Origin of the sequence: Streptomyces cylindrosporus (assembly GCF_022698165.1) — a bacterium.
GTDB lineage: Bacteria > Actinomycetota > Actinomycetes > Streptomycetales > Streptomycetaceae > Streptomyces > Streptomyces cylindrosporus.
This window is the reverse complement of record NZ_JALDAY010000009.1, coordinates 354,353-371,604: the sequence shown is the minus strand read 5'-3', so window position 1 is coordinate 371,604 and position 17,252 is coordinate 354,353. Positions and strand designations below refer to the sequence as shown.

At 70.7% G+C, this 17,252-nt stretch carries 12 protein-coding genes; 2 read left to right on the top strand and 10 right to left on the bottom strand.

Going from position 1 to position 17,252, the window contains the following annotated elements; genetic code table 11:
- Nucleotides 1-5: 5 nt before the first annotated feature.
- On the bottom strand, nucleotides 6-1,484 hold the full coding sequence (locus MQP27_RS30090) for a glutamate-cysteine ligase family protein (RefSeq protein ID WP_242769103.1): 1,479 nt from the start codon (nucleotides 1,482-1,484) through the stop codon (nucleotides 6-8).
- Nucleotides 1,485-1,604: 120 nt separating this feature from the next.
- Here MQP27_RS30090 and MQP27_RS30085 point away from each other — a divergent pair, with 120 nt between their 5' ends.
- Nucleotides 1,605-1,949: a cupin domain-containing protein gene (locus MQP27_RS30085; protein WP_242769102.1), complete on the top strand. Its 345-nt coding sequence runs from the start codon at nucleotides 1,605-1,607 to the stop codon at nucleotides 1,947-1,949.
- Between the two features lie 145 nt (nucleotides 1,950-2,094).
- Nucleotides 2,095-3,234 carry a S1 family peptidase gene (locus MQP27_RS30080; RefSeq protein WP_242769446.1) on the top strand — a complete coding sequence of 380 codons (1,140 nt, stop codon included), beginning with the start codon at nucleotides 2,095-2,097 and terminating at the stop codon, nucleotides 3,232-3,234.
- Nucleotides 3,235-3,297: 63 nt separating this feature from the next.
- Here MQP27_RS30080 and MQP27_RS30075 read toward each other — a convergent pair whose 3' ends face one another.
- The 9 genes from MQP27_RS30075 to MQP27_RS30035 form a co-directional block, all read right to left on the bottom strand.
- A complete protein-coding gene (locus tag MQP27_RS30075; RefSeq protein ID WP_242769101.1) occupies nucleotides 3,298-3,900 on the bottom strand; it encodes a sarcosine oxidase subunit gamma in 603 nt (200 codons plus the stop codon).
- Complete coding sequence (locus MQP27_RS30070) at nucleotides 3,893-7,084, bottom strand: sarcosine oxidase subunit alpha family protein (protein WP_242769100.1); 3,192 nt, start codon at nucleotides 7,082-7,084, stop codon at nucleotides 3,893-3,895. The genes MQP27_RS30075 and MQP27_RS30070 overlap by 8 nt, the downstream gene beginning before the upstream one ends.
- A gap of 23 nt (nucleotides 7,085-7,107) precedes the next feature.
- Nucleotides 7,108-8,340: a sarcosine oxidase subunit beta family protein gene (locus tag MQP27_RS30065; protein ID WP_242769099.1), complete on the bottom strand. Its 1,233-nt coding sequence runs from the start codon at nucleotides 8,338-8,340 to the stop codon at nucleotides 7,108-7,110.
- Nucleotides 8,337-9,632 (bottom strand): serine hydroxymethyltransferase, encoded by a 1,296-nt coding sequence (gene glyA / locus MQP27_RS30060; RefSeq protein ID WP_242769098.1) that lies wholly within the window; start codon nucleotides 9,630-9,632, stop codon nucleotides 8,337-8,339. Before glyA ends, MQP27_RS30065 begins: the two co-directional genes overlap by 4 nt.
- Nucleotides 9,629-10,489, bottom strand: coding sequence for a bifunctional methylenetetrahydrofolate dehydrogenase/methenyltetrahydrofolate cyclohydrolase (locus MQP27_RS30055; RefSeq protein ID WP_242769097.1), 861 nt, complete (start codon nucleotides 10,487-10,489; stop codon nucleotides 9,629-9,631). The genes glyA and MQP27_RS30055 overlap by 4 nt, the downstream gene beginning before the upstream one ends.
- A gap of 22 nt (nucleotides 10,490-10,511) precedes the next feature.
- Nucleotides 10,512-12,950, bottom strand: a complete 2,439-nt coding sequence (locus MQP27_RS30050) for a GcvT family protein (RefSeq protein WP_242769096.1) — start codon at nucleotides 12,948-12,950, stop codon at nucleotides 10,512-10,514.
- 217 nt (nucleotides 12,951-13,167) lie between these two features.
- Complete coding sequence (locus MQP27_RS30045) at nucleotides 13,168-14,139, bottom strand: ABC transporter substrate-binding protein (protein WP_242769095.1); 972 nt, start codon at nucleotides 14,137-14,139, stop codon at nucleotides 13,168-13,170.
- Between the two features lie 13 nt (nucleotides 14,140-14,152).
- Nucleotides 14,153-16,153, bottom strand: coding sequence for an ABC transporter permease (locus MQP27_RS30040; protein WP_242769094.1), 2,001 nt, complete (start codon nucleotides 16,151-16,153; stop codon nucleotides 14,153-14,155).
- A complete protein-coding gene (locus MQP27_RS30035) occupies nucleotides 16,153-17,241 on the bottom strand; it encodes a quaternary amine ABC transporter ATP-binding protein (protein ID WP_242769093.1) in 1,089 nt (362 codons plus the stop codon). The genes MQP27_RS30040 and MQP27_RS30035 overlap by 1 nt, the downstream gene beginning before the upstream one ends.
- Between the last annotated feature and the right edge of the window lie 11 nt (nucleotides 17,242-17,252).

The following is a 17,252-nucleotide window of genomic DNA, read 5'->3' as shown; positions in this document are numbered from 1 at the left end:
TCCGGTCAGTCCACGGGCCAGGTGTGCGCGGGCGCGTTCAGGTGCATGTAGTCCTTGTACGTCGTGGTCATCCGCCGCAGTGCCTCGCGGCGGTCCGAGGTCGCCGTCTTCTCCAGGTGGTGGACCGTCTCCGCTTGCCACAGGGCGCCGTTGCGGGCGGTGACGCAGCGCTGTTCGATGATGCCGAGCATGGGTTCGCGCCAGGTCGCGTCGAGGCCGGCCAGCTCCAGGCCGCGGTGGGCCAGCGGCAGCAGGCGCCGCAACACCAGCTCCGTGACCGGGACTTCGCCGACGCCGGGCCAGTAGAGGCGGGCGTCGATGCCGTCGCGGGCCGCGGTGTGCAGGTTCTCCTCGGCGACCGAGAAGGACATGCGGGTCCACACCGGGCGGTCCTCGTCGACCAGGGCGCGGGTGAGGCCGTAGTAGAAGGCGCCGTTGGCGATGATGTCGGCCACGGTGGGCCCGGCGGGCAGGACGCGGTTCTCGATGCGCAGGTGCGGGCCGCTGTCGGTGACGGCGTACACCGGGCGGTTCCAGCGGTAGATCGTGCCGTTGTGCAGGGTCAGTTCGCCCAGTTGTGGGACGCCTCCGGTGTCGAGGGCCTCCTGCGGGTCCTCGTCGTCGCACAGCGGGAGCAGAGCCGGGAAGTAGCGGACGTTCTCCTCGAAGAGGTCGAAGACGCTGGTGATCCAGCGCTCTCCGAACCACACCCGGGGCCGTACCCCTTGGGCCTTGATCTCCTGCGGGCGGGTGTCGGTGGCCTGTTCGAAGAGGGGGATACGGGTCTCGCGCCACAGCTCCTTGCCGAAGAGGAAGGGCGAGTTGGCGGCGAGGGCGGTCTGGACGCCCGCGATCGCCTGGGCCGCGTTCCAGTAGTCCGCGAACTCCTTCGGGGCGACCTGGAGATGGAACTGGGTGCTGGTGCATGCGGCCTCGGGCGTGATGGCGTCGGCGTACATCGACAGCCGCTCCACGCCGTCCACCTTGATCCGCAGGTCCTCGCCGCGGGCCGCGAAGATCTGCTCGTTGAGGAGCTTGTAGCGCGGGTCGCCGGACAGGGCCGCCTCGCCGACGTCCGTCTCCCACAGCGTCGGCAGGATGCCGATCATGATCAGGTGGGCGCCAACGGCAGCGGCCCGCTCCTCGGCGTGGTTGAGCGCGTCGCGGATCGCCTGCTCCCAGGCGCCCGGCCCACCGGTGGTCAACTCGCGGGGCGGGACGTTGATCTCCAGGTTGAAGCGGCCCAGCTCGCTCGACCAGGCCGGGTCGGCGATCGCCTGGAGCACCTCGGTGTTGCGCATCGCCGGACGGCCCTCGCCGTCCACCAGGTTGAGCTCGATCTCCAGCCCGACCTGCGGGCGCTCGCTCTCGAACCCGGACTCGCGGAGCATCTGCGCCAGTACGTCCAGGCAGGTGTGCATCTTGTCCCGGTAGCGCCGGCGGTCCTCCCGCGTGAACACCAGGGCAGGCACATCACGTCCCATCGGGCCCTCCCGAGTCCCCTCGGCGGTCGCCTCTCGTCCCAGAGTCCCACCACCCACACACCCCGGACAAGGCGTCCCGGCTGTGCTGAACTGGGTCGACACCACGAAGGGGCACCGCCGATGAGCAGACCGCAGTCCGAGTTCCACCGTCCCGCGGCGCCCTGGCTGCGGCCGCCCGGGGCTCCCGAGGGCGTCTGGGAGCAGCTGCTGGCCGATGATCCGGAGACCGGGGACGCGACCGTGCTCCAGCGGTACGAGCCGGGGACGGACACCAGCGCGCAGGGTGCCGTGCGGCACGACTTCCACGAGGAGGTCTACCTCCTCGACGGCTCCCTCACCGACCTGCGCCTCGGCGAGACGTTCACGGCGGGCATGTACGCCTACCGGCTTCCGGGCATGGAGCACGGGCCGTGGACGAGTGCGGAGGGTGTGCTGATGCTCGTCCGGCGGGCCGGTGAGGCGTAGACCAGTCCCGCGATTGGCATGGACCTGTCCATGATCAGTGGCTATGCTCGGCCGCGCAGGTGATGAGAGCGCTCTCAAGTTCTGCTGTTCCACCCCCACCTCGCTGGAACAACGAAGGGGCACTCCCTTGAGACGCACAACAGTCATGCGCACCGCCCTGTCCGCGCTCCTCCTCCTCGGCAGCTGGGCGACCGCGAGCGCGTTGCCCGCCTCCGCCGCCGACTCCCCCGCCCACACCGCGAAGACCGCGGCACCCGCGTCCGGCGCGCTCGTCTCCGCGATGCAGCGCGACCTCGGCCTCACCAAGGACCAGGCACTGGCACGGCTCGCCGCCGAGAAGACGGCAACTGCCGTGGAAACCAAGGCGAAGCGCGCCGCCGGATCCTCCTACGGCGGCTCCTGGTTCGACGCCGGCAGCGGCAGACTGACGGTCGCCGTCACCCGCAGCGCGAACACCGAGGCCGTCCGCGCGACCGGCGCCACCGTACGCCTGGTCGAGCACAGTGCACGGGAACTCGACGCGACGAAGGCCCGCATCGACAAGCTGCCCGCACCCAAGGGCATCGGCAGCTGGTACGTCGACCCGAAGGCCGGCTCGGTCGTCGTGGACGTCGTCGCCTCACACCGCGCTGACAACGATGTCCAGGCCTTCCTGGCCCGCGCCCGCGAGGCGGGCCCGGTGAAGGTGCGCCAGACCGACCACACACCCAGCACCCTCGCCGCCGGGACCGTCGGCGGCGACCCCTACTACACGGGCAACGTCCGCTGTTCCATCGGCTTCTCGGTGTACGGCGGCTTCATCACCGCCGGGCACTGCGACCAGCACACCGGCGCGGTGTACGGCTGGGACGGCTCCTACGTCGGCAACTTCCAGGGCTCCTCGTTCCCGGACAACGACTACGCCTGGGTGAACGTCGGCAGCGGCTGGTGGACCGTGCCCGTGGTGCTCGGCTGGGGCACCGTCTCCGACCAACTGGTCCGCGGCTCGGCGGAGGCTCCCGTCGGCGCCTCCATCTGCCGCTCCGGCTCCACCTCGCACTGGCACTGCGGAACTGTCCTGGCCAAGAACGAGACCGTCAACTACAGCCAGGGCGCGGTGTACCAGATGACCAAGACGAACGTCTGCGCCGAGCCCGGTGACTCCGGCGGCTCCTTCATCAGCGGCGACCAGGCGCAGGGCGTCACCTCCGGCGGCTGGGGCGACTGCACCTCCGGCGGCGAGACCTGGTTCCAGCCCGTCAACGAGATCCTCAACCGTTACGGGCTGACCCTGCACACCGCCTGACACTCACAACGGGGGGCGCCTGACCGGCGGTTGCCCGTCAGGCGCCCCTCCCGCGGCGACCGCTCACACGTATTCGGTCGCCGCGTCCAGCAGCCAGTCCGTCAGATAGCCGGCGAAGGAGGAGCGCACCAAGACCCAGAAGCCCGCCCGGGGTTCGTCGCGCGAGACCAGCACGACCTGGGTGCGGCCCAGCGTGGTCTGGGCGCAGCGGCCCGGGGCGAAGGCCCGGGGGTGCAGGTCGAGCGAGCAGCCGTGCGCGAGGAGGTCGCGGGCGCGCTCACCCGCGACCAGGAGGGTCGTGCGCTGGGCGGAGACGTCGGTGACGGACACCGGCTCGTCCCCGGCGGCCTCCCTGACGCTGCTCTCCAGGTCCCGCTCGGAGCCGGGCGGCCCGACCAGCAGCCACTCGTCCGGACCCAGCCAGAGCGCGGTCAAGTCCCCTGCGCGTACGACGGTGTTGGGTTCGAGCGGCAGTTGCAGGCCCAGTGCGAGGCCGACCGCGTCCGCGGCCGGGCCCTTGGCGTCGAGGCGGACGTCGAGCTGGGTCAGGAAGGGGAGTTCGGCCAGCCGTACCGCTCCCCGGGAGCTGCGGGTCGCGTCGGCCAGCCAGCCGGCGGCGTGCGCCAGGGGGCTGCGGGGCCGGGCGGTGAGTGCGGTGTCAGCCATCGCGGCGGGCTCCCTCGGGGTCGTAGAGGACGGGGCTTGCGACGGTCACCGGGACCAGCCGGTCGCCGACGGGCGCGTACAGGCGCTCGCCGATGCGTTCCCGGCCGCCCTTGATCAGGGCGAGCGCGAAGGTGCGGCCGAGGGCGGCGCTGCGGTAGCTGGAGGTGACGTGGCCGAGCATCGGGACGGGCGGGGCGGGCAGTTCGCTCTCGGCGACCAGGTGGGTGCCTTCGGGGAGGAAGGTGCCGGGGTCCTCCGGGAGCAGGCCCACCAGGTGCTTGCGGTCGGGGCGGACGGTGTCGGCGCGGGCGAAGGAGCGCTTGCCGATGAAGTCCGGCTTCTTCTTGGAGACCGCCCAGCTCATGCCGAGGTCCTGCGGGGTGACCGTGCCGTCGGTGTCCTGGCCGATGATCGGGTAGCCCTTCTCGGCGCGCAGGACGTGCATGGTCTCGGTGCCGTACGGGGTGATGCCGTACGGGGCGCCCGCCTCGTACAGCGCCTCCCAGAGGGTGCGGGCCTCCCACGGCGACACGTTGATCTCGTAGGCGAGTTCGCCGGAGAAGCTGATCCGGCAGACGCGCGCCTCGATGCCGGCGACGGTCGTCTCGCGCCAGGCCATGAAGGGGAAGTCGTCGTTGGCAACGGCGAGTTGAGGTGCGAGCGAGCCGAGAACCTCACGGGACTTCGGGCCGACCAGGGCGACGGTGGCCCACTGTTCGGTGACGGAGGTGCAGTGGACCTTGAGCTCCGGCCACTCCGTCTGGAGCCATTCCTCCATCCAGTCCAGCACGGCCGCCGCGTTGCCGGTCGTCGTGGTGACCAGGAAGCGGTCCTGGTCGAGGCGGATGACCGTGCCGTCGTCGAAGACCATGCCGTCCAGGCGGCACATCACGCCGTAGCGGATCATGCCGACCTTCAGGGTGGACATCATGTTGGTGTAGAGCCGGTCGAGGAACACGGCCGCGTCCGGGCCCTGGACGTCGATCTTGCCGAGGGTGGAGGCGTCCATGAAGGCGACGCCCTCGCGGGCGGCGGCGCACTCGCGCAGTACGGCCGTCTCCATGTCCTCGCCGTCCCGGGGGTAGTACCAGGGGCGCTTCCACTGCCCGACGTTCTCGAAGAGGGCACCGTGGCCGACGTGCCACTCGTGGAGCGCGGTGGTGCGGACGGGGTCGCTCAGCGCGCCCCGGTCGCGGCCGGCGAGGGCCGCGAAGGAGACGGGGGTGTACGGCGGGCGGAAGGTGGTCGTGCCGAGCGCGGAGATGTCCACGCCGAGGAGTTCCGCGACGATGCCACTGGCCAGGACGCCGGAGGTCTTGCCCTGGTCGTTGGCGGTGCCGGCCGTGGTGTAGCGCTTGGTGTGCTCCACCGAGCGCATGCCGGCGCCGGTCGCGCGTGCCAAGTCGTCGACGGTGACGTCGCGTTGGAGGTCGACGAAGCGCGGGGCGCCTTCGCGGCCGGGGACACCGAAGACGTGCATCGGCGGGGTGGGCCGCGGCCCGGCGGGGACCTGCGGGAGGCGGACCGCATGCGGGGAGTAGCCCTCGGCCGCCATGGCGCGGGCGCCGGCCGCCGCGCCCTGGGCGAGGACCCCGGGCAGGTCGAACACGCCGGCCGCGCTGCCCGCGACCTCGACGGCCTGGCGGCAGGTGTCGGGCACGAAGGTGCCGAGTTCCTCGTCGTACCGGAGCTTGCCGCCCGCCTGGCTGAACAGGTGCGCCACGGGGTTCCAGCCGCCGGAGACGAGCAGCAGGTCGGTGGCGAACTCACGTCGGCCCGTGGTCTGCCCGTACGGCGCGACGGCCACGGCGGTGAGCCGCTGTACGCCCTCGGTGCCGGTGACGGCGTGCCCCGGCAGCACCTCGATGCCGGCCGCGCGGGCCCGGTCCGCCCACTCGCCCGGGGCGGGGCGGGTGTCGACGATCGCGGCGATCTCCACGCCGGCCGTGTGCAGGTCCAACGCCGCTGCGTACGCACTGTCGTTGGTGGTGAAGACGACCGCGTGGCGGCCGGGGAGGACGCCGTGGCGGTTCACGTACGTGCGGGCCGACGCGGCCAGCATCACGCCGGGGCGGTCGTTGTCCGCGAAGGCGAGGGAGCGTTCGTGGGCGCCGGTGGCGAGGATCACCCGGCGGGCGCGGATGCGGTGGACGCGTTCGCGGGAGACGTGCTGCGGGGCTGCGGCGCCGAGGTGGTTCGTGCGGCGTTCGACGGCGAGGAGGTGGTTGTCGTCGTAGTAGCCGAAGACGGTGGTACGGCGGAGGACGCGGACGTCGGGGGCGGCCTCCAGGTGGGCGGTCATCTCGGCTGCCCAGTCCGGGAGTTCGCCGGTTCCGGGGAGGCTGCCGCCGAGCTCGGGGTGGTCGTCGGCGAGCACGACCCGGGCACCGGTCCTCGCCGCCGCGGTCGCCGCCGCGAGGCCGGCCGGGCCCGCGCCGACGATCAGCAGGTCGCAGTGCGTGTGTACGGCGTCGTAGCGGGCCGGGTCCGGTTCGGTGGCGAGGCGGCCCTGGCCGGGGAGGCTCGTGGCGACCAGGCCGTCGTAGAGCTCGACGGTGGTGGCGGGGAGCATCGGCTCCGGGAAGGGGGCCTCGATCTGGACGACCGCGTTGGGTTCCTCCGGGCCGGCGGAGAAGATGCCGCGGGGGCGGCCGAGCTTGATGCTGGTCGCTGCGGCGATGACTCCGTTGGCCAGGAGGGCGGAAGCGAGGGTGTCTCCTTCTGCGCCCTGGTATTGGGTGCCGTCGAAGGTGAAGGTGAGTGGGCGGGTGCGGCGCCGTGCCGGGGGCTCCGCCCCCGCGCCCCCGAACGGCCCTGAAGGGGCCTCGTCCTCAAACGCCGGACGGGCTGGATGTGCCGGACGTGGCTGAGAAGTGACCGGAACGGCTGAAAAATCCTCCCGTCGCTCAACAGTCCCCGGACGTTCCTCCCCCGTCCGGTACACCGCCATGATCTCGTTCGTCGACGTGTCCCGTACCGCGTTGAACCAGCGTCGGCAGCCCGCCGTGTGGCTCCAGCGTTCCGCGAACGGGCCCTTCGGGTTGGCCCGGAAGAAGAGGTACCTGGCCCACTCCTCGTCCGTCAGAGTCGACGGGTTCTCCGGGTACGGCACGTGGGCCTGGCCGCCGTAGTGGAACTCGGCCTCGTCGCGCGGGCCGCACCACGGGCAGGGGATCAGCAGCATGTCGTTCGGCTCCTTGGGGATCCCTAGTGGGCCACCGCGGCCGCGCCGTGCTCGTCGACGAGCGCGCCGGTGGTGAAACGGTCGAGCGAGAAGGGGGCGTTGAGGGGGTGCGGGGTGTCGTGCGCGATGGTGTGGGCGTAGACCCAGCCGACCCCGGGGGTGGCCTTGAAACCGCCCGTCCCCCAGCCGCAGTTGAGGTAGAGGTTGTCCACGGGGGTCAGGCCGACGATCGGTGACGCGTCGGGGCTTACGTCGACGATGCCGCCCCAGGTGCGCAGGACGTGGGCGCGGGCGAAGACCGGGAAGAGCTCCAGGGCCGCCGACATCTGCTCCTCGATGATGTGGAACGCCCCGCGCTGCGTGTACGAGTTGTACGCGTCGATGCCCGCGCCCATCACCAGCTCGCCCTTGTGGGCCTGGCTGACGTACACGTGGACGGCGTTGGACATGACGACCGTGGGGTGCACCGGTTCGAGCAGTTCCGAGACCAGGGCCTGCAACGGGTGGCTCTGGAGCGGGAGTTCGATGCCGGCCATGGCGGCGAGGACGGAGGTGTGGCCGGCTGAGCACAGGGCCACCTTGCCGGCCGCGATGGGACCCAGGTTCGTCCGGACTCCGATCACCCGGCCGCCGACCACGTCCAGGCCGGTGACCTCGCAGTTCTGGATGATGTCGATGCCCGCGGCGTCCGCCGAGCGGGCCAGTCCCCAGGCCACGTGGTCGTGCTTGGCGATGCCCGCGCGGGGCTGGTAGGTGCCGCCGAGGACCGGGTAGCGCACGTCCGGGGAGGTGTTGACGATCGGGCAGACCTCCTTCACGCCGTCCGCGTCCAGCCACTCCGCGTCCACGCCGTTGAGACGGTTCGCCTCGACGCGGCGGACGCTGTCGCGGACGTCCTGGAGGCTGTGCGCCAGGTTCAGGACACCTCGCTGGGAGAAGAGGATCGGGTAGTCGAGCTCGTCCGCCAGGCCCTCCCAGAGCTTGAGCGCGTGCTCGTAGATGCCGGCGCTCTCGTCCCAGAGGTAGTTGGAGCGGATGATCGTGGTGTTGCGGGCCATGTTGCCGCCCGCGAGCCACCCCTTCTCCAGCACGGCGACGTTGGTGATGCCGTGGTTCTTCGCGAGGTAGTGGGCGGTGGCCAGGCCGTGTCCGCCGCCGCCGACGACGACGACGTCGTACGAGCGCTTCGGCTCGGGTGTGCGCCACAGCCAGTCGGGGTGTTCGGGGAGCTCGGCGCCGGGGGTGCGGGGGGTCATCGGGCGTCTCCGGCTTCTGCTGCTGCCTGTGACAGGTGCGGGTAGAGCGGGTGCTTGGCGGCGAGCGCCTCGGTGCGGGCGCGCAGCGCCGCGGTGTCCGGCTCGGGTTGGAGGGCGAGCGCGATCACGTCGGCGACCTCCGCGAAGTCCTCCTCCGTGAAGCCTCGCGTGGCCAGCGCCGGGGTGCCGATGCGCAGGCCCGAGGTGACCATGGGCGGGCGCGGGTCGAAGGGCACCGCGTTGCGGTTGACGGTGATGCCGATCTCGTGGAGGAGATCCTCCGCCTGGCGGCCGTCCAGCGGGGACTCCCGCAGGTCGACGAGGACCAGGTGGACGTCCGTGCCGCCGGTCAGCACCTGCACGCCGGCCGCCTCGGCGTCGGGCCGGGTCAGGCGCTCGGCGAGGATGCGGGCGCCGGCCAGCGTGCGGGCCTGGCGCTCGGCGAACTCCGGGGACGCGGCGACCTTGAAGGAGACGGCCTTCGCGGCGATGACGTGCTCCAGCGGGCCGCCCTGCATGCCGGGGAACACCGCCGAGTTGATCTTCTTGGCGAGGTCGGCGTCGTTGGTGAGGATCACTCCGCCGCGCGGGCCGCCGAGGGTCTTGTGGGTGGTCGTGGTGGTGACGTGGGCGTGCGGTACCGGGCTCGGGTGCAGCCCGGCTGCGACCAGGCCCGCGAAGTGCGCCATGTCGACCATCAGCAGCGCGCCGACCTCGTCGGCGATCCGGCGGAAGGCGGCGAAGTCCAGCTGCCTGGGGTACGCCGACCAGCCCGCGATGATCATCTTGGGGCGGTGTTCCTTGGCGAGGCGCTCGACCTCGTCCATGTCGACCAGGTTGTCCGCCTCGGACACGTGGTAGGGCACGACGTTGAGCATCTTGCCGCTGTAGTTGATGCGCATGCCGTGGGTGAGGTGGCCGCCGTGCGCGAGGTCGAGGCCGAGGACGGTGTCGCCTGGCTGCAACAGGGCGAAGAAGACGGCGGTGTTGGCCTGGGCCCCGGAGTGCGGCTGCACGTTGGCGAACCCGGCCCCGAAGAGGGACTTGATCCGCTCGATCGCCAACCGCTCGGTGACGTCGACGTGTTCGCAGCCGCCGTAGTAGCGGCGGCCGGGGTAGCCCTCGGCGTACTTGTTGGTCGCGACCGAACCCTGCGCCTCCATGACGGCGGTGGGCGCGAAGTTCTCGGAGGCGATCATTTCGAGGGTGGACTGCTGGCGGTGGAGTTCGGCGGCGAGGGCCGCGTGGACCTCGGGGTCCAGCTCCGCCAGGGGGGTGTTCAGCGCGTTCATACGGCGGTCGCGTTCCTCTCGGCGGCCTCGACGACGTTGGCGAGCAGCATCGCCCTGGTCATGGGGCCCACGCCCCCGGGCATCGGGGCGATCCAGCCGGCGACCTGGGCGGCCTCCGGGTGGATGTCGCCGACGAGCCCGTGCTCGGTGCGGGTGATGCCGACGTCCAGGACGGCCGCGCCGGGGCGCAGCATGTCCTTGGTGATCAGTCCGGGCGAGCCGGCGGCCGCGACGACGATGTCGGCCTCGCGGACATGCCAGGCCAGGCCCTTGGTGCCGGTGTGGCAGAGGGTGACGGTGGCGTTCTCGGAGCGGCGGGTGAGCAGGAGGCCGATGGGGCGTCCGACGGTGATGCCGCGCCCGACCACGCAGACTCGGGCCCCGGCGATCGGCACCTCGTACCGGCGCAGGAGTTCGACGATGCCGCGTGGGGTGCACGGCAGCGGCGCCTCGGTGCCGAGGACGAGGCGGCCGAGGTTGACGGGGTGCAGTCCGTCGGCGTCCTTGGCCGGGTCCATGCGGGCGAGTACGGCGTTCGCGTCCAGGTGTGCGGGCAGCGGGAGTTGGACGATGTAACCGGTGCAGGCGGGGTCGGCGTTGAGCTCGTCGACGACGTCCTCGACCTGCCGCTGGGTCGCGTCGGCGGGCAGGTCCCGGCGGATGGAGGCGATGCCGACCTGGGCGCAGTCGCGGTGCTTGCCGGCAACGTAGGCACGGCTGCCGGGGTCGTCGCCGACGAGGACCGTGCCGAGGCCGGGCGGGCGACCGCCGCCGACCGCCAACTTGGCGACGCGCTCGGCGAGTTCACGCCGGATGTCGGCGGCGGTGGCCTTGCCGTCGAGGAGTTGTGCGGTCACCGGCCTTGCTCCTTCCCGGGGGTCAGCCACGGAGGCGGGACATCGTCGGGTCGAACAGGGGCTCCTCGGCCACGACCGCCTCGACGCGCTGGTCGAAGTAGCCGATGTGGAGCGTCGTGCCGGGGGTGGTGAGTTCCGTCGGCAGCCAGGCGTACGCGATGCCCTTGCCGATCGTGTAGCCGTAGGCCGCGCTGGTGACGTACCCGACGGCGCGATCGCCGTCGTACACCGGCTCCTTGCCCATGACGACCGACCGTGGGTCCTCGATCGTCAGGCAGGTGAGCCGGCGCCGGACGTCGGCCTTGCGGCGTTCCAGCGCCGCCTTGCCGATGAAGTCCTCCTTGTCGAGCTTGACCGCGAAGCCGACGCCGGCCTCGTACGGGTCGTGCTCGTAGGTCATGTCGGTGCCGAAGGAGCGGTAGCCCTTCTCCAGGCGCAGGCTGTTGAAGGCGCCGCGGCCTGCGATGACGCCGCCCAGCGGTTCGGCCGCCGCCCACAGTGTGTCCCAGAGCTTCTGGCCCAGGTCGGCGGTGGTGTACAGCTCCCAGCCGAGCTCACCGACGTACGACAGCCGCATGGCCGTCACGGGGACGGACCCGATGTTTGCGCGCTTGGCGCGGAAGTACTTCAGGCCGTCGTTCGAGAAGTCCTCGTCGGCCAGGGGCTGGAGGACCTTGCGGGCGAGCGGGCCCCACAGGCCGACGCAGCAGGTGCCCGGCGTGATGTCGCGGACCTGGACCGTGCCGTCGGCCGGCAGGTGGCGGCCGAACCAGTCGAGGTCGAGGTTGCCGTTCGCGCCGACCTGGAAGAGGTCCCGGGCGAGCCGGGCCACGGTGACGTCGCTGCGGATGCCGCCGTCGTGGTCGAGCAGCAGGGTGTACGTCACCGAGCCGACGGACTTGGCGACCTTGCCGGTGACCAGGCGCTCCAGGAAGTCGGCGGCGCCGGGGCCGGACACTTCGAGGCGCTTGAGGGCCGTCATGTCGTAGAGGGCGACGGTCTCGCGGGTGGCCTGGGCCTCGGCGCCGACGATCGGCGACCAGAATTGCGCCGCCCAGTCGTTGGGGGTGGGGATCGAACGGCCCTCCACCAGGGCGGCGTTGGCCTCGTACCACTGCGGGCGCTCCCAGCCGTTCGCCTCCAGGAAGAACGCGCCGTGCTCCTGCTGGCGGGCGTGGAAGGGGCTCTTGCGGATCGGGCGCGGGTCGCCCGACGGCTGGAGGGGGTGGAGGATGTCGTAGACCTCGACGAAGTTCCGGCAGTCGCGGGCCAGGACGTACTCGGGGGTCAGCTGGTGCGGTTCGAAGCGGTTGACGTCGCACTCGTGCAGGTCGAAGGAGGAGCAGTAGCCGTCGACCAGCCACTCGGCCATCGCGCGGCCGACGCCCGCGGAGTGGGTGACCCAGACCGCCTCGGCGACCCAGAAGCCCTTGACGTCCGGGGACTCGCCGAGGAGCGGGAAGTTGTCGGTGGTGAAGGAGAACAGGCCGTTGATGCCCTCCTCGACCTTCGCCTCCTGGGTGGCGGGGAGCAGGGACTGGGTCTCGGCCCAGGCGGGCGCGAAGTCGTCCTCGGTGAACTCCAGGACGGAGGGCATCTGCTCGGCCTCGTCGAACGAGAGGATCTCGTCGGCGGTGATCGGCATCGGGCGGTGGCCGTAGTAGCCGATGCCGATGCCGTCGAAGCGGTCGCGGTAGTAGAGGTCGGCGTCCTGGTGGCGCAGGATCGGCCGGACGGCCTCCTCGGTCTGGCCGGCGAGCGCGGGGATCGGGCCGGTCCAGGCGAGTTGGTGGGCGAGCGGGGTCAGCGGGAGGTTCATGCCGGCCATGCGGGCGATCTTCGGGCCCCAGATGCCGGCGCAGCACACGACGATGTCGGCTTCGAGGTCGCCCCGGTCGGTGCGGACGCCGGTGACCTCGCCGTCGGCCCGGAGGATGTCGAGGACCTCGTGGCGGGGCAGGAAGGTCACGCCGCGCTCGGTGGCCCGGCGGATCTGCGCCTCGACGGCGAGGACCGCCTTGGCGAGGCCGTCGGTGGGGACCAGGAGGCCGCCGAGGACCTTGTCGCGGTTGACCAGCGGATGCTGCTCGACGCACTCGTCGGCGGTCAGCAGACGGGCCTCGACGCCCCAGGCGGTGATCCAGCCGTGGCGGCGGTGCAGTTCCGCGAGGCGCTCGGGGGTGGTCGCCACTTCGAGGCCGCCGACCTGGAGGAAGCAGGGCTTGCCGTCGACGTCGAGGGAGCAGAACTTCTCGACGGTGTAGCGGGCCAGCTCGGTCATGGTCTTGGAGGAGTTCGTCTGGAAGACCAGGCCCGGGGCGTGTGAGCTGGAGCCTCCGGTGGCCGGCAGCGGGCCCTGGTCGACCACGGTCACTTCGGTCCAGCCTCGCGCGGAGATCTCGTCCGCGAGGGCCGCTCCCACGACGCCCGCTCCGATGATCACCACTCGGGGTCCCGCCATCGCCGCACCTCCGAAATCAAAACCGGCCAGTTGCTTTGTGCGCAACGCGATTCAGGTTGCGCAACTCAGCGTGCCTGTCCCGGGGAGGGGGTGTCAAGGGGTCCGTGACGTCGGAAAACGCCCGGAAACACGGGCCCGGACACGGCAATGCCCGGCGGGCGGCACGCGAGGACGCGTGCCGCCCGCCGGGCATGTTCGACCGGCCTGCCCGACTCGGCTACTTGAGCCAGGCGTCCACCTTGTCCTTGTTCGCGTCGACCCACTTCTTGGCCGCCGCGTCGTCCGACATCTTGTCCTGGGCGATGTACTTGGCGACCTCGTTCTGGTCGTCGTTCGTCCAGTTGAAGTTCTTCACCAGGTTGTAGGCGGGGCTGCCCGACTTGGCGAACTTCGCGCTGACGATCTTGTTGAGGTTGTAGACGGGGTAGTCGCAGGCGACCTTCGCCGCGTCCGCGTCACAGCCGTCCTTGTAGGCCGGCAGGCTGACCTTCTTCAGCGGCACCTCGGACAGGAACCACTGGGGCTCGTAGAAGTAGCCGATGACCCACTTCTTGTTCTTCTCGGCGTCCCGGAAGGACTGGATGAGCGCGGTCTCGCTGCCCGCGTACACCACCTTGAAGTCCAGCTTGAGGTTCTTCACCAGGGCCGCGTCGTTGGTGACGTACGACGGGTCGCCGTCCAGGAGCTGACCCTTGCCGCCGGACTCGGAGGTCTTGAAGTTGGCGGCGTACTTGTTGAGGTTCTTGTAGTCGAGGATGTCGGGGTGCGCCTTGGCCAGCCACGGCGGCACGTACCAGCCGATGATTCCCTTGTTGCCGGTCTGGCCGGCGTCCACGGCGGTCTTCTGCTCGGTGATGTACTTCTTCACCAGGTCGGCGTGGCCCCAGTTCTCCAGGATCGCGTCGACCTCGCCGGTGCCGAAGCCCTGCCAGGCGATCTCTTCCTTCAGGTTCTTCTTGTTCACCTTGCAGCCGAGGCTGTGTTCCGCGACGTACGCGACGACCGCCGCGTCGGCCTCGTAGCCCACCCAGGGGTTGACCGCGAGGTTGAAGGTGCCGCACTTGCCGGAGCTGCCGCCCGAGCTGCCCGAACCCGAGGAGGTGTCGCCGACCTTCGCACCACCGCACGCGGTGAGGGTGAGGCCGAGGACGGCCAGGCCGGCCGCGCCGGCTCGCCAGTGTCTTGCCATGGTGTCGTGCTCCTTAAGCGCTCGCGCGTCGCGCCGCTGCCTGAGTGATCCGGTCGAACATGACTCCGAGCAGTACGATGGCGAGTCCTGCCGCCAGCCCCTTGCCGTACAGCTCGCCCTGCGAGAATCCGGCCACGACGTCGTAGCCGAGAGCGCCTGCTCCTACCAGGCCGCCCACAACAACCATCGACAGCACGTAGATCAGGCCCTGGTTGGTGGCGAGTGTCAGGGCACTGCGTGACATCGGCAGTTGGACCTTGGTGATGATCTGCCAGGTGTTGCACCCGGCCGAGGTGGCCGCTTCCACGGTGGTCTCGGGCACGGCCCGGATCCCGTCGGCGATGATCTTCATGGCAACGGGCGCCCCGTAGACGATCGCGGCGACGATGGCCGTGAAGCGGGTGGCGCCGAACAGCGCGAGGAACGGCACGAGATAGACGAACGGCGGCATGACCTGGGCCGCGTCCAGGGTCGGCCGGATCGTCCGGTCCACGAGCATGCTGCGGCCCATCCACACGCCGAACACGATGCCGAGGATCATCACCAGCACGGTGGCGACGAGCGTGGAGGCCAGCGTGGTCATCGCGTCCGACCACACGCCGGTGGCGACCAGCAGGCCCACGCACACGGCCGTGGTGACCCCGGACTTCCAGCCGCCCAGCACCACCGCCAGCGCGACCAGCACCGCGCCGACGAGCCACCAGGGGGAGTCGGTGAGCAGGGTCTGGAACGGGTTGAGCAGGCCGTTGGTGATGACGTCGCGGATGGTGTTGGTCAGGCCCGACAGGTGGTCCTGCGCCCAGTTGGTCGCGGTGTCGGCGGCGCTCGCGATGTGGCTGCCGACGGTGCCGTCGCCGGGGAAGTCGGCCGCCCACAGGTAGGTGTGCGAGAGGTAGATCAGGACGGCGGTGACCGCGGCGCCGGCGCCCAGCAGGGGGCGGCGCCACTTCGTGAAGTCGTGCGTGGACCTGCGGGCGTTCTCCTCGCGTGCGGCGGCCGCGGTGGTGACGCGGTCCAGGACGATCGCCATGACGACGATGGCGAGGCCCGCGTTGAAGGCGGTGCCGACGTCGAGGGACTGGAGTGCCTGGATGACGTTGGCGCCGAGGCCGGGTGCGTTGATCAGGGCGGCGATGGTGACCATGGCGAGGGCGGCCATGATGGTCTGGTTGACGCCCATCACCACGGTCCGCTTGGACATCGGCAGCAGGACCTTCAGCAGCGACTGGCGGCGGGTGGCGCCGAGGGAGTCGGCCGCCTCGACCGTGGTCTTCGAGACGTTGCGGATGGCGTGCGCGGTGATGCGGATCGTCGGCGGGGCCGCGTAGATCACGGTGGCGATGGTCGCGGAGGCGCCGCCGATGAGGAAGAACAGGGTGAGCGGCGCCAGGTAGACGAAGGTGGGCATCGTCTGCATGAAGTCCAGGAACGGCGTCATGATCCGGTTGAACCGGTCCGAGAGTCCGGCCCACACGCCGAGCGGGATCGCGAACAGCAGCGCCACGAACACCGCGGAGAGGGTGAGGGCGAGGGTGTCCATGGACTCCTGCCACAGCCCCTGGAGCCCGAAGAAGGTGAAGCCGGCGACGGCCAGCAGGGCGACCCGCCAGTTGCCCACGGCCCAGGACACGTAGCCGGCCAGGCCGACGACGCCGAGCCAGCCGATCTGCGGGACCGGGCGGGTCCCTGACGGCTGGGAGATCAGGTGCTGGATGAAGGTCACCAGGTTGTCGATGACCAGCCGGATCTCGTTGAAGAAGTACAGGAAGAGCGGGTTGGAGTTGCGGTTGGCGCCGATGGAGTCGTTGAAGTCGTTGATCCAGCGGTGCAGATCGGTGAGGTCGGCGGCCGCCAGGGACAGCGTCTGCCTGCCCCGCAGTACGGCGAACAGCACCAGCCAGACGACGAGGATCGCGCCGACCACCATCCAGCGGCTGACCTTGCGCTCGCTCTTGACGGGCGGCGCCGGTTGCGCGGCCTCCGTCTGCTCGGGTTTCTCTATGGCGACGGTCATCACACGGCGCCTTCCTGCCCGGCGACCACGGCGAGGATCTCCTCGTCGCCGACGATGCCGAGCAGCTTGCCGTTCTCGACGACCTTGACCGGCTTGTCCGCCGCCAGGACGACGCGGGTGGCCTCCTTCACCACCACGTCCGGGCCCAGCTCGGGGCCCTCCAGGTCGTCGCCGTCCTCCGGCGCGCGCATGATCCAGCGCAGGGTGAGGACGTCGCCGCGCGGCACGTCCTTCACGAACTCGCGTACGTAGTCGTCGGCGGGGGCGCCGACCAGTTCATCGCCGGTGCCGCACTGGACCATCTTGCCGTCGCGCATGATGAGGATGCGGTCGCCCAGCTTGAGCGCCTCGGAGAGATCGTGGGTGATGAACACCATGGTCTTGCCGACCTCGTGGTGCAGCCGGATGACCTCGTTCTGCATGTCACGCCGGATCAGCGGGTCGAGCGCGGAGAACGGCTCGTCGAAGAAGAGGACGTCCGGGTCGCCCGCCAACGCCCTTGCCAGGCCCACGCGTTGCTGCATGCCGCCGGAGAGCTGGTCGGGGTAGGAGTTCTCGTAGCCGGACAGGCCCACCAACTCGACGACCTCCAGGGCCCGTTTGGTGCGCTCCGCCTTGCCCATCCCGCGGATCTCCAGGCCGAAGCCCACGTTGTCCACGACCCGGCGGTGCGGCAGCAGCCCGAAGTGCTGGAAGACCATGGAGAACTTGCTGCGGCGCAGCTCGCGCAGGTGCTTGTCGTCGCACTGGCGGATGTCCTGGCCCTCGAAGACGACCTCGCCGGAGGTCGGTTCGATCAGCCGGGTCAGACATCGCACCAGGGTGGACTTGCCGGAGCCGGACAGGCCCATGACGACGAAGACCTCACCGGGCGCGACCTCGAAGCTGACGTCGCGCACGGCGGCGGTGCATCCGGTGCGGTCCATGAGCTCCCGGCGGGAGAGGCCGCACAGTTCCTCCGATTGCGGCACCCGGTCGGCCTTCGGCCCGAACACCTTCCACAGATTGCGCACGGATATGACCGGAGTGCCGTCCGAGTCCTGGGGCGTGCCGCGCCGCTGCGGCACCTCGGTCTGTGTGGGGGTCACGATCGACCTCT

Bases quoted from the DNA above. Each gene is read 5' to 3' on its own strand.
- MQP27_RS30045 (WP_242769095.1), bottom strand. From the start codon at position 14,139: ATGGCAAGACACTGGCGAGCCGGCGCGGCCGGCCTGGCCGTCCTCGGC.
- MQP27_RS30085 (WP_242769102.1), top strand. From the start codon at position 1,605: ATGAGCAGACCGCAGTCCGAGTTCCACCGTCCCGCGGCGCCCTGGCTG.
- glyA (WP_242769098.1), bottom strand. From the start codon at position 9,632: ATGAACGCGCTGAACACCCCCCTGGCGGAGCTGGACCCCGAGGTCCAC.
- MQP27_RS30075 (WP_242769101.1), bottom strand. From the start codon at position 3,900: ATGGCTGACACCGCACTCACCGCCCGGCCCCGCAGCCCCCTGGCGCAC.
- MQP27_RS30065 (WP_242769099.1), bottom strand. From the start codon at position 8,340: ATGACCCCCCGCACCCCCGGCGCCGAGCTCCCCGAACACCCCGACTGG.
- MQP27_RS30040 (WP_242769094.1), bottom strand. From the start codon at position 16,153: ATGACCGTCGCCATAGAGAAACCCGAGCAGACGGAGGCCGCGCAACCG.
- MQP27_RS30090 (WP_242769103.1), bottom strand. From the start codon at position 1,484: ATGGGACGTGATGTGCCTGCCCTGGTGTTCACGCGGGAGGACCGCCGG.
- MQP27_RS30070 (WP_242769100.1), bottom strand. From the start codon at position 7,084: ATGCTGCTGATCCCCTGCCCGTGGTGCGGCCCGCGCGACGAGGCCGAG.
- MQP27_RS30050 (WP_242769096.1), bottom strand. From the start codon at position 12,950: ATGGCGGGACCCCGAGTGGTGATCATCGGAGCGGGCGTCGTGGGAGCG.
- MQP27_RS30080 (WP_242769446.1), top strand. From the start codon at position 2,095: ATGCGCACCGCCCTGTCCGCGCTCCTCCTCCTCGGCAGCTGGGCGACC.